At 65.8% G+C, this 10,972-nt stretch carries 15 protein-coding genes and 4 tRNA genes; 5 read left to right on the forward strand and 14 right to left on the reverse strand.

Features of this window, described 5'->3' with window-relative positions; translation table 11 throughout:
- Nucleotide 1: 1 nt before the first annotated feature.
- Entirely contained in the window at nucleotides 2–928 is a 927-nt protein-coding gene (locus MY55_RS20065; RefSeq protein ID WP_047243782.1) for a diguanylate cyclase domain-containing protein, read from the forward strand.
- Between the two features lie 6 nt (nucleotides 929–934).
- On the opposite strand, the gene MY55_RS20070 is transcribed toward MY55_RS20065, so the two are convergent.
- The 3 genes from MY55_RS20070 to MY55_RS20080 are packed head-to-tail and all read right to left on the reverse strand — an operon-like array spanning nucleotide 935 to nucleotide 3,158.
- The gene (locus MY55_RS20070; RefSeq protein WP_043576036.1) at nucleotides 935–1,702 is read right to left on the reverse strand and encodes an amino acid ABC transporter ATP-binding protein; all 768 of its coding nucleotides are present in this window, start codon (nucleotides 1,700–1,702) and stop codon (nucleotides 935–937) included.
- Entirely contained in the window at nucleotides 1,699–2,379 is a 681-nt protein-coding gene (locus MY55_RS20075; RefSeq protein WP_047257578.1) for an amino acid ABC transporter permease, read from the reverse strand. The genes MY55_RS20070 and MY55_RS20075 overlap by 4 nt, the downstream gene beginning before the upstream one ends.
- A 14-nt stretch (nucleotides 2,380–2,393) precedes the next feature.
- Nucleotides 2,394–3,158 (reverse strand): amino acid ABC transporter substrate-binding protein, encoded by a 765-nt coding sequence (locus tag MY55_RS20080; protein WP_043576235.1) that lies wholly within the window; start codon nucleotides 3,156–3,158, stop codon nucleotides 2,394–2,396.
- A 302-nt stretch (nucleotides 3,159–3,460) separates the two neighbouring features.
- Here MY55_RS20080 and MY55_RS20085 point away from each other — a divergent pair.
- The 4 genes from MY55_RS20085 to MY55_RS20100 all read left to right on the forward strand — a co-directional run bounded on the left by MY55_RS20085 (nucleotide 3,461) and on the right by MY55_RS20100 (nucleotide 3,836).
- Nucleotides 3,461–3,536 (forward strand) — tRNA-Ala (locus MY55_RS20085).
- A 7-nt stretch (nucleotides 3,537–3,543) separates the two neighbouring features.
- A tRNA-Glu gene (locus tag MY55_RS20090) sits at nucleotides 3,544–3,619 on the forward strand.
- Nucleotides 3,620–3,628: 9 nt separating this feature from the next.
- Nucleotides 3,629–3,704 (forward strand) — tRNA-Ala (locus MY55_RS20095).
- A 56-nt stretch (nucleotides 3,705–3,760) separates the two neighbouring features.
- Nucleotides 3,761–3,836: transfer RNA gene (locus MY55_RS20100), tRNA-Ala, on the forward strand.
- 115 nt (nucleotides 3,837–3,951) lie between these two features.
- On the opposite strand, the gene flgJ is transcribed toward MY55_RS20100, so the two are convergent.
- The 11 genes from flgJ to fliS form a co-directional block, all read right to left on the reverse strand.
- Entirely contained in the window at nucleotides 3,952–4,659 is a 708-nt protein-coding gene (gene flgJ, locus MY55_RS20105; protein WP_047257579.1) for a flagellar assembly peptidoglycan hydrolase FlgJ, read from the reverse strand.
- The gene (gene flgN / locus MY55_RS20110; RefSeq protein WP_043576046.1) at nucleotides 4,640–5,065 is read right to left on the reverse strand and encodes a flagellar export chaperone FlgN; all 426 of its coding nucleotides are present in this window, start codon (nucleotides 5,063–5,065) and stop codon (nucleotides 4,640–4,642) included. Before flgN ends, flgJ begins: the two co-directional genes overlap by 20 nt.
- The gene (gene flgM, locus MY55_RS20115) at nucleotides 5,065–5,322 is read right to left on the reverse strand and encodes a flagellar biosynthesis anti-sigma factor FlgM (RefSeq protein WP_043576048.1); all 258 of its coding nucleotides are present in this window, start codon (nucleotides 5,320–5,322) and stop codon (nucleotides 5,065–5,067) included. Before flgM ends, flgN begins: the two co-directional genes overlap by 1 nt.
- A 120-nt stretch (nucleotides 5,323–5,442) precedes the next feature.
- A complete protein-coding gene (locus MY55_RS20120; RefSeq protein ID WP_043576050.1) occupies nucleotides 5,443–6,129 on the reverse strand; it encodes a Crp/Fnr family transcriptional regulator in 687 nt (228 codons plus the stop codon).
- 224 nt (nucleotides 6,130–6,353) lie between these two features.
- Nucleotides 6,354–7,343: a flagellar motor protein MotB gene (locus tag MY55_RS20125; RefSeq protein ID WP_043576052.1), complete on the reverse strand. Its 990-nt coding sequence runs from the start codon at nucleotides 7,341–7,343 to the stop codon at nucleotides 6,354–6,356.
- Between the two features lie 3 nt (nucleotides 7,344–7,346).
- A complete protein-coding gene (motA, locus tag MY55_RS20130) occupies nucleotides 7,347–8,213 on the reverse strand; it encodes a flagellar motor stator protein MotA (protein ID WP_043576055.1) in 867 nt (288 codons plus the stop codon).
- A gap of 16 nt (nucleotides 8,214–8,229) precedes the next feature.
- On the reverse strand, nucleotides 8,230–8,925 hold the full coding sequence (locus tag MY55_RS20135; protein WP_043576057.1) for a FliA/WhiG family RNA polymerase sigma factor: 696 nt from the start codon (nucleotides 8,923–8,925) through the stop codon (nucleotides 8,230–8,232).
- Nucleotides 8,926–8,930: 5 nt separating this feature from the next.
- Nucleotides 8,931–9,368: a flagellar basal body-associated FliL family protein gene (locus MY55_RS20140; RefSeq protein ID WP_043576060.1), complete on the reverse strand. Its 438-nt coding sequence runs from the start codon at nucleotides 9,366–9,368 to the stop codon at nucleotides 8,931–8,933.
- Between the two features lie 23 nt (nucleotides 9,369–9,391).
- The gene (locus MY55_RS24105) at nucleotides 9,392–10,396 is read right to left on the reverse strand and encodes a flagellar hook-length control protein FliK (RefSeq protein WP_065202923.1); all 1,005 of its coding nucleotides are present in this window, start codon (nucleotides 10,394–10,396) and stop codon (nucleotides 9,392–9,394) included.
- Nucleotides 10,393–10,680 carry a hypothetical protein gene (locus tag MY55_RS20150; protein ID WP_043576062.1) on the reverse strand — a complete coding sequence of 96 codons (288 nt, stop codon included), beginning with the start codon at nucleotides 10,678–10,680 and terminating at the stop codon, nucleotides 10,393–10,395. Before MY55_RS20150 ends, MY55_RS24105 begins: the two co-directional genes overlap by 4 nt.
- Nucleotides 10,667–10,972 (reverse strand): flagellar export chaperone FliS (gene fliS, locus MY55_RS20155; RefSeq protein WP_065202924.1); only part of this gene is annotated, 306 nt, incomplete at its 5' end. The genes MY55_RS20150 and fliS, both read right to left, overlap by 14 nt.

Consider the following 10,972-nt stretch of genomic DNA (forward strand, 5'->3'; position numbering starts at 1 on the left):
CATGGACCAATCCCTGAACCAGTTGCCCGGCGCGCCGCGGCCTCGGATCCTGGTGGTGGACGACCAAACCGCCAACATCTTGCTGATACGCGAATTATTCAAGGACGAGTGCGAGATTTTCATGGCGCTGGACGGCGAACAGGCGATCGCGCAATGCCAGGCGCTGATGCCGGACCTGATCCTGCTGGATCTGGTGATGCCGGGCATAGACGGCTTCGAGGTCTGCCGCCGGCTAAAGGAGGATCCGCGCACCCGCGCGGTGCCGGTGATCTTCATCTCGGCCCAGCGCGAGGAGGCCGACGAAGCGCGCGGCTTCGAGCTAGGCGGCGTCGACTACATCGTCAAGCCGGTCAACCGCACCATCTTGCGCGCCCGGGTCCGCACCCACCTGGCGCTGAAATTCCAGACGGACCTGCTCAATTCGATCGCGCTGATGGACGGCCTGACCGGCGTGGCCAACCGCCGCAAGTTCGACGAGGAGCTGCAGACCAGCTGGCTGCTGTGCGCCAGGCAGCGCCAACCAGTCGCGCTGCTTCTGCTGGATGTGGACTACTTCAAGCGCTTCAACGACCGCTACGGCCACCAGGCCGGGGACGACTGCCTGCGCCAGGTGGCGCAGGCAATGCGCCGCGCGCTGCAGCGGCCGCACGATCTGGCCGCGCGCTACGGCGGCGAGGAATTCGCCTGCATCCTGCCGGACACCGACCGCGAAGGCGCCGCGCACCTGGCGGAAACCATCCTGCAATCGATACGCGAGCTGGGCATTCCGCACCAGGATTCGGAGCTGGGCGGCGCCGTGACCGCCAGCATAGGCGTCGCCGTCGCCCAGCCGGAGCCGGACACCGCGCCGCAGACGCTGATCGAAGCCGCCGACCGCCAGCTCTACCAGGCCAAGCGCGCCGGCCGCGGCCGCGTCAGCGCGGCCTGAGACGCTTCAGATCTGCACCAGATCCCTGGCGCCGGCGGTCAGCGTGGACACGTATTCCGCCGTGCGCGCCTCGCGCGGCTGGCGGAAAATCTGCGCGGCGGGGCCAGCCTCTACGACGCGCCCGCCCTCCAAAAACACCACATCGCGAGCGACGCTGGACGCCAGCCGCAGATCATGGGTGGCCATCAGCATGGTGACGCCGTCTGCGGCCAGCTGGCGCAGCACCGCCACCACCTCGGCCGCCAGTTCCGGATCCAGCGCCGACGTCGGCTCGTCGCACAGCAAGAGCTGCGGCGACGGCGCCAGCGCGCGGGCGATCGCCACCCGCTGCTGCTGGCCGCCGGACAGGGTGGACGGCCAGGCATCCGCCTTGTGCGCCATGCCCACTTTGTCCAGCAACTCGCGCGCGCGCCGCTCGGCCTTATCGCGCGGCCAGCGCTGCACGGTCAACAGTCCCTCCATCACGTTCTGCAGCACCGTCTGGTGCGGAAACAGCTGGAAACTCTGGAACACCATGCCGGTGACGCGGCGCACGCGCAGCACGGCGTCGCGCGACAGCTTTCTGCCCGGCTCGAAACGCAAGGTTTCGCCGGCGAGCTGCAGCTCGCCGCCATCCGGCGTCTCCAACAGGTTGGCACAGCGCAGCAGCGTGCTCTTGCCGCTGCCGGACGGGCCGATCAACGCGGTGACGCCGCCCTCGGCCAGCTCCAGGCTGACATCATGCAGCACGGTCTGCTCGCCGAAAGATTTGACGATGCGGCTCAGCTTGATCATGACGCGGCTCCCACCGGCGCCACGTGCCGGTCAAAACGTTTTTCCAGCCGCTCCTGCAGCCAGGTCAATACCGTGCTCAACAACAGGTAGATCAGCGCGGTCTCCAGATACAACAGCAGCGGCTCATAGGTGGTGGCCGCTATGCGCTGCGCCGCCTGGAACATTTCCGGCACCGTCAGCACCGCCGCCAGCGAGGTGTCTTTCACCAGCGAGATGAAGGAATTGGCCAAGGGCGGCACCGCCACCCTGCCCGCCTGCGGCAGGATGGTGCGGCGCATCGCTTGCGACCAGCTCATGCCCAGCGAATACGCCGCCTCCCACTGCGCCTTGGGCACCGAGGCGATCGCCGCGCGTATCACTTCCGAAGTGTACGCTCCCACGCTCAGCACGAAGCCGAGCAAGGCCGCCGGAAACGGATCGAACACGATGCCGACGCGCGGCAGGCCGTAGAAGATCACGAACAGCTGCACCAACAGCGGCGTGCCGCGCACCAGCCAGGAATAAGCGCGCACCAAGAGCACCAGCGGGCGCGGCCCGAACAGCCGGATCAACGCCACCAGCAGGCCAAGCGCCAGGCCGCCGGCGAACGACAGCAGGGTAAGCGGCACGGTGAATACGAAGCCGGCGTAAAGTAGCGACGGCAAGGAGTCCGCCATCAACTGCAACCACGGGGGCATTGCTGCTCCTCAACTCAATGCGACACGTCGGCGCCGAAGTACTTGTGGGACAGCTTCTGATAGCTGCCGTCCGCCTTGATGCCAGCCAGCGCCTTGTCGATCGCCGCCTTCAGCTCCGGGCTGCCTTTGCGCAGGAGCACGCCGGAAGCGTCGCCATTGGCTTCGGTGGCCGCCACTTTCAGACGGGAGGCCGGCTGCTTCTTCTTGAAGTCGAGGAAGGACAAGCTGTCGTTGATGGTGGTTTCCACTCGGCCGGACTCCAGCAAAGCCACCGACTCGTTGAAGCCCTGGGTCGGCACGATTTCGGCGCCGTAGCGCTGCGCCAGCTTGCCGAAGTTGCTGGTCAGGGTATTGGCCGATTTGCGGCCTTTCAGGTCTTCGAAGCGCTTGATGTCGCGGTTGTCGTCGCGGACGATCAACACCGCCTTCGACACGATATAGGGCTCGGAGAAATCGTATTTCTGCTTGCGGGCGTCGGTGATGGCCACTTCGTTGATCACCACGTCGTAGCGCTTCACGTCCAGACCAGCGATCAGGCCGTCCCACTTGCCCTCGACGAATTGCGCCTTCACGCCCAGCCGCTTGGCAATGGCTTGGCCCAGCTCCACGTCGAAGCCGGTCAATTCGCCGGCCGGGTTATGATAGGTGAACGGCGCGTATGTGCCCTCGGTGCCGATCTTCAGCACGCCCGCCTTGCGGATGGCCGCCAGATCGTCCGCCTGCGCGGCGGCCGCGCCCAGGGTCAGCGCCAGCGCCAGTACTGCATTCAGTTTTTTCATCTTCAGGTTCTCCGCGATATCCAGGATCGCCGCCGCAGCGGCGGGCATGTCGGCACCTTAACAGTCGCAACATAGACCTCAAAGTAATAATATTTTTCTTATTTATTTCTTTTGGAAATATAAATACCCATAACGCCTGCGCCTCGCCCGCCAAACAGCGCCACGGCTAGTCAAATCGGGTAATTTGTCCGATTTTTTGAAATATTTCCGCAAAACGCTTGCACGGAAAAAACCGGCAATGTATAGTGCGCTTCCTGTCGAGACCAAACGGCCGCCGCGAAAGCGGAATCGACAGAATATGTGGGGGTATAGCTCAGCTGGGAGAGCGCTTGCATGGCATGCAAGAGGTCAGCGGTTCGATCCCGCTTATCTCCACCACAATTTAGTCCCTATCGTCTAGAGGCCTAGGACACTGCCCTTTCACGGCGGCAACCGGGGTTCGAATCCCCGTGGGGACGCCAGCTTCAACTGGGGGTATAGCTCAGCTGGGAGAGCGCTTGCATGGCATGCAAGAGGTCAGCGGTTCGATCCCGCTTATCTCCACCAGGTTTCAAACGCATTCCGCATTCCAGGCGGAAAGCGGGCAGCAAAAACAGTTTACCGGGGGTATAGCTCAGCTGGGAGAGCGCTTGCATGGCATGCAAGAGGTCAGCGGTTCGATCCCGCTTATCTCCACCAGTAAAAAAGCCGAAATCGCAAGATTTCGGCTTTTTCCGTTTTATTTTCCAAAATTCCGCAAATAAAGAAAAAAGGACGCCTCCGCGCCCACCTCCCCACCCTCTTCCGCCAAAATCTACAAACTCTCTCCACGCAGACGCCCAACCAGTCCCGCCAGCTTGCCGGCGTAGTCCGGATCGGTGGCATAGCCGCCGCGCGCCAGCGCGCCGGCGAAGGCCCGCGCGTCCGAGCCCACCCCCAAGGCGGCGCGATAGCGCGGATTGGTCGCCAGCAGGTCGGCGTAGTCGGCGAAGGCCGCCCGATAGTCGGGATAGGCACGAAAAGGCTCTACCCGCGATTGCCTCTTGCCGTCCAGGTATTCGGTAGTCAACGACGCCGCCACCTCGCCGCGCCAGCGCGAATCGGCCTTGATGCCGAACAGATTATGGCTGTCGCCGCCGTCGGCGCGGCGCAACGGCTTGCGCCCCCAGCCCGACTCCAGCGCCGCGTGAGCCACCAGGATATCCGGCGCCACGCCCAGCCTGTCGGCCGCTTCGCGCGCATACGGCGCCAATTCGGCGACAAAAGCCTGCCGATCCGGCGGCACCGCCGGCATCGCCTGGCCAGCCTTCATCTGCTGCTGCACGCGCCAAGCCTCGGGAGACAGCGCAGTCGGCGCGGCCGCGTCGCCGTCGGCGATGAAACGCTCCACTTCGCCGCGCACGCCGGCCAGCTGCTCGGCGAAACCCGCGCCCGGCGCCGGCAACGCCAGCGGCAAGGCGACGCCGTCAGCAGCCTGAGCGAACGCCGCGCCCAAGCCAGCCTCACTGCGCTGCGTAAACATCCGACTCCCCCTCCAGCACGCGCTGCAGCAATAGCCTGCGCTGCTGCAGCAACTGGCCGTTGCGCAAATTCAATTCGCGGCAATCGGCCACCATGCCGCGCAGCCGCAGCCAATGCCGCTCGCCCTGCTCGCGCTGCCGCTCCGGCAACGCCCGCAAGACCGCGGCCATCGTCAACTCAGCCCCCGCCGGCAGCAAGCGCTCCGCCGCGCCCAGGCGTTCGCGGCGGCTTAGCTCCAGGCGTCGGCACAACGCGCCGATCTCGTCGGCGCAAACCGACAAGGCCTGCGCGTCATGCGCCAGCGCGGCGGCGAACTGCCGCTCCAGACACGCCTGCAGCAAGGGATAAGCCGCCAGGTCGTCCGCCACCGTGGCGAACAGCCGGCGCAAGTCCTGCTGCCTATCCATCAACGACCGCCGTGATACTGCTCGATCAGGCCGGCGAGCCGCTGCGGATCGAAGCGCACTTCGCCGCGCGCCAATGCGGCGCGCACCGCGTCGACCTTGGCCAGATCGACTTCCGGCATCGCCTGCAAGGCCGCCGCCAGCGGCGCCTCGGCCGCGGCGGGAGCCGGACGGGCCGGCGCATCGGCCGTCGCGGCGGCGTCGGTCTTGGCAGGCGCGGCCTTGTCGGCGCGCCAGGAGGAAAGGGAAGATATCTGCATCAGTCTGCCTGCTACTGTGGAATTGGGTGTGATACCCATACAGGGCGACGCCGGGCCGCCAAACTTAAATCCGCAAGCGAAACGGCCGCCTGGCGGTTAGCCCGGGCGGCCGTTGGCGCATCAGAAGTTTTCCGGCAGCATCTTCAGCACCACGATGCGGCGGTTCTCCATCCGGATATAGTGGCCGTAGATCAGCTCCTTCAGGATACGCGCCACCATCTCGCGCGAGGAGCCGATCTGGTCGGCGATTTCCTGCTGGGTCAACTGCTTGCGCAGGATCAGCACGCCGTCCTGCTCGATCAGCATCTGGTTGATCAGGATGCGCACCCTGCCATAGACATCCAGCAAGGCCAGATTGCGCGCCAGCGTAGTCATGTGGCGCACCAGCGAAACCAGGTAGCACATGATGCTGCTGCGCACCTTGTCGCAGCCGGGGAGGCCATCCTCGCTGTCGAACAGGCCGCTGAGGGCCTCGCGCGAGAACATCAGCAACACGCTTTCCTCATCGGCCACCGCGCTGCTGCCGCGGCCGCCGCCGTCCACAAACGACTCCATGCCCAGCATCCCGCCCGGCATCGCCATCTGCAGCACGTATTTCTTGCCCACGGCATCTGCCACATACACCTGCATGCAGCCCCCCAGCAGCAGGTAGACCGCATCCGAAGCGTCGCCCTCCTCGTACAGGGCCTCGCCCCTAGCCAGACGGACGGTTTCGCAACATTCCAGCGCCCGATCCAGCGTATCGTCTGCCAAATGACCAAACAACGGCGTTTGCCGCAACATCTGCGTAACTTGTTCTTGATTCATCTCGGTAACACGTCCCCGACTATCCGGCAGCCCAAGCCTTGAACGGCAAAGCCATGCCCAAGTCATTATTTATTGTTCGCGATATGAGATCTGGCTCATACACCGCGTATTGTTATCAACACAGGGGAAATTGTAAATAATTTGATTAAAATTTATGTGAAAATCGCACAAAAAAAGACCTTGCAACGCAAAGTCTTTTGTGATTGCACAATATTAACAAATACTCACCTGATACCGATGGTATTTTCTCTAAGTTTTTGCAAGTCTTTCTCATTTGGTAGCGCGGACGCAACACCGGGCAGCCCGGTCTTGCCGTCGGCGGCCGAGCCGAACATCGCCACCACCGCCTGAGCCTGGCCCGAAGTCAGGATCAGCAGCTCGATGCGGCGGTTCGCCGCCGCCAGCGGATGCTCGCGGTCGAGCGGCGCGCGCTCGGCCATGCCCACCACCTGCAGCACCGAAGCCGGGGCCAGGCCGCCCTGCAGCATGTGCATCCGCGCCGCCATCGCCCGGTTGCTGGACAGCGACCAATTGGACAAGGCGGCGAAGCCGCCGGCGCTGTGGTACTGCGCCGCGTCGGTGTGGCCGACCAGCAGGATCTGGTTGTCGATCTCGCCCAGCATGGCGCCCATTTGCTGCAGCAGGCCGCGGAAGCGGGGTTCGACGATGGCGCTGCCGCGCTCGAACATGCCCTGCTGATCGGTATCGTGCAGGGTCACGCGCAGGCCGTAAGGCGTGATGATGGTTTGCAGATTGCTGGACAGGCCGGCCTGCTGGCTCATTGTCGACAACTGCGCGGCCAGCTTGCGCAGGTCGGCCTCGCTGTCGTAGCTGCGGCGCGGCATTTCCGGCTGATCTTGCGCCGAACGCTTGTCGCTGTCGCGCAGCGCCGACTTGCTGGCAGCCTGGCTGCCGGTCGGGCCGGGGATGGGGTCGCGCGGGATCAGGCTGCCAGGCGGATTGCCCATGTGGTCGATCTGCTTGCCGTCGCCCTGCATCAGCGGGCTGCCGCCGGAGGTGGTCAACAGCTGCCGCAGGTTTTCCTGATCGCGCGCGGCCAGCACCCACAGCACCAGGAACAGGCACATCAGCGCCAGCACGAAGTCGGCGAACGCCACTTTCCACGCGCCGCCGTGGCCTTCTTCCTCATGGCGGCGCGACACGCGCTTGATGACCGCGCCTTCGTGCTCGTCCTTTTTCTTCAAGCCGGCCATGGATCAGCCCTGACCTTCCAGCATGGTGATCCACGACTCCAGCTGCGAGAAGCTGGGCTTGGTGTTGAGCTGCACCAGGCGGCGGCCGGCGTCGATGGCCAGCAGCGGCGGCTTGCCGGAGGCGTGGGTGGTCAGCACCACTTTCACCGATTCGAAATTGGACAGCTCTTCCTTCACCAGCTGGCTCATCACGTTGGAAATCGGGTCCAGCACGCCGTAGCAGAAGAAAATGCCGATGAAGGTGCCCACCATGGCGGCCGCCACGCTGTTGGCGATTTCGCCGGCGCTGGCGCCCTGGGCGACGGTGTTCATCGCCATCACGATGCCCAGCACCGCCGCCAGGATGCCGAAGCCCGGCATCGCCTCGGCGATCTTATGCAGCGACTTGGACGGCTGGTTCAGCTGCTCGTGGATCGCGTCCAGCTCCTGGTCCAGCACGCCTTCCAGCTCGTGGGCGTTGATCTTGCCCATCGCCATCAGGCGGAAGTTGTCGACGATGAAGGCCAGCAGCTTGGGGCTTTCCAGCACCAGCGGGTAGCGGTTGAACAACGGGCTCTGGCGCGGCGCCTCCACGTGCTGGTCCAGCGCCTTCAGGCCGCGGCTGGCGGTGATCAGCAATTCGTACATCAGCAGCAGCTGCTGGCGCTGGAATTCGGCGCCCTGCTTCTTGCGCGTCGCCACCCGCTTGAGCTGGCCGCCCATCTCCTTGAGCACATGCGGCGGATTGCCCAGCACGATGGCGCCCAGCGCCGCGCCGCAAATGATCAGCAACTCCACCGGCTGCCAGATCACCGACAGCACGCCGCCATGCAGCATGAAGCCGCCGAATACACAAACCAGCACGATCAGGATGCCAAACAGTTGCTGCATGGGATGTTTCCTTGCTTCAGGCCGCCATCAGGCAGGCCTGCATCTTTTTCAGGGCGCTCTTGTTGATCTGGCAGATGCGGGCCTCGGTCAGCTCCAGCACTGCGGCGATCTCCTTGAGACTCAGTTCAAATTCGTAATACAGCTGGATCACCTGCTGCTCGCGCTCGTTCAGCGCGGTCAGCGCGCGCGCCAGCTCGCTCTGCCGCTCCAGCCGCGCCTCCGGCGAATCCTCCGCCGCCAATTCCATGCCGGATGCCACCAATTCGTCGAAGCTGGCCATCGCCTCGGCGTTTTCCGCCAGCAGCGCTTCGCGGTAAGCGTCGGCGTCCAGGCTCAGCAGCGTCATCGCCTCGGCCTCGGACGGCTCGCGCCTGAGCTTGCGCCGCAGCTCGCGCAGGCCGTCGCGCACCCGGTGCGCCTCCTGCCTGACCGAACGCGGCCGCCAGTCCAGCCGCCGCAACTCATCCAGGATGGCGCCGCGGATGCGCAGCATGGCGAAGCCGGCGAAGCGCTCGTCCGGCTCGCCGCCGTAGCGGCGCAGGCAATCGAGCAGCGCCATCAGGCCGATCTGCTCCATGTCCTCGCGGTCGAACACCCCGCCGGCCTGGCTGGCCAGCTGGCGCGCCGCCCGCTTCACCAACGGCGCGTACAAGGCCAGCTGCCGGCTTTCGTCGGCGGCATGGGGAGCGGGTGCGTAGCTTTCGGCGTACATCGGGCTTATTCGATGATCAGCTTGCTGACCATCACTTCGCTGAACGGCAATTCGTTTTGCTCTCGCGCGGCGCTTGCGCGGTAGGCCTTGTCCAGCAGGCGCTGGTAGTCGTCTATGCCCAGCGCGTTGGCGCGCTCGCGCGACAATTGCGACAAGGCGCGCACCGCCACGCTCTTGAGCAGCGGCAGCTGCTCCTTGACCTTGGGCTCGCTCTCCGGGCTGCTGCGGAACACCAGGTCCACCGCCATGTAGCGCGGGTCGCCGCCGGCTTCGCTGCGCAGCATCACCACGATCTTGTCCAGGCTGACGAAACGGTAGTCCATCGGCTTGGGCTTGGCCGGCGCCGCATGGGCGGATTGCTGGTAGTACCACCAGCCGCCGACGCCGGCGCTCGCCGCCAGCGCGGCGACCAGCGCCGCGACGATCAGAGTCTTGCTATTCATTCACTTCCTTCCTTGTCCGGCTTTCAGCCCTGATCCAGCTCAAAGGCTTCCGCCGTCTGCCAGCCCTGCTCGCGCAAGGCGCGGCCCGGATTCTGCTGCGGCTGCTGCTCGCGGTTCTGTCTGCCGCCCTGGCCGTAGCCGGAAGGCGCGCCCTCCTTCACCTCCACCGCCACCTGGGTGTACTGGCGGTTGCCCAGGTCCTGGCGCAGGCTGTCGCCTATGGTTTGCAGCTGCTTGACCACCTCGCTGTGCGAAGCCGTCAGCTCCACCGTCAGCGCGCCGGCCTGATGGCGGATGGCGATCTCCAGCGTGCCCAGCGCCGGCGGGTCCAGGCGCAGGGTGGCGCGGTCCTGGTTCTGGCTGGACAGCACCTGCAGGCGCTCGCCCAGCGCCGCCTGCAGCTTGCCGCTCCAGCTGTCCGGCTGCGACGCCGGCAGTTGCAGGCTGAACGTGTCCGCCGGCTTGGCATTGTCCGCCGCGTGCGGGGCCGGCAACGGCAACGCCGCCAGCAGCGCCGTTTGCTGCGCGTCGGCCCGCGGCGCGGCGGCGTCGGCCGTCAACGCGGCCAGCGCCTTGGCGTCAAGCAAGCTCGGCGCCGCCGCCGCGATGGCGCGCGGCGCGGGCTCCGATGGCTGCGGCTGCGCGTCCGCCGCCACCGCCGGGAGCGGCGCCGGCTGCAATTGCGGCCAGACCAGCGGCGGCTGCATCGCCGGGCTGAGCGCGGCAACATCGACCTGAGCCACTCCGCCCTCGTCTTGGTCCTGCTTGCCGTCGCTCGGCTTGGCCTCGTCGGCCACGGCGGCGGCAAGCGCCGGCGCGGCAGGCTGCGCGCCTTGGCTTGGCGCCAGTTGCGGCTGCGCAGCGTCCGCCGGCGGCGCTTGCCGCAGCGCCAGCAGCGCGCTGGCGAAATCCTGCGCCGGCTGGCCGGCCGGCAGCGACAGACTGTCGATATCCAGCGCCTGGCCTACGACATCGTCGGCCATCGCCGGCAAGGCATTGCCGGCTTGCGGCGGGGCCACTCTGCTCATGCTTGTTCCCATTCACTGAATTGCGCGTAGGCCATCTGGCCTTCGCGCTGTTGGCCCATCGCGGCGAGCTTGTGCCGCAGCGCGTCGATTTCGGCCTGGCTGCAATCCAGCGCAGCGCGGTAGGCGTCGGTCAGCAAGCGGCGCTGGCCGGCGTCCAACGCTGGCTCGCCCTCCGACAGCAGCCGGCGCAGCGCCTGGTCGAGCTGCGCCAGCTTCCGCCAGTCTTGCTCGCGCCCGGCCTGGCTGATCGCCTGGCTCCAGGCGGCGGCGTCAAACGGCGGCATCTTGGTCCCGCACGCCTATCCAGCCGCCCTTGAGCTTGACCAGCAGCGCCTCGGCCTCATCCAGCGCCGCCACGTCCATCTCCACGCTGGCCTGGTACAGCTTGTGCGCGCAGTAGTCGTACAAGCGCGCCAGGCTGGTCACCACCTCGCCGCCGTTGTCGAAGTCCAGCGCGCTGGACAGGCCGTTGAGGATATTGATGCACTTGTTGATGCTCTCGCCCTTCTGCTCGAAACGGCGGTGCTGCAGATGGCCGCGCGCGCGCGCGATTTCCTCCAGCAGGCCGTCGAACAG

It is taken from the genome of Chromobacterium subtsugae (genome assembly GCF_001676875.1).
GTDB classification, from domain to species: Bacteria; Pseudomonadota; Gammaproteobacteria; order Burkholderiales; family Chromobacteriaceae; genus Chromobacterium; species Chromobacterium subtsugae.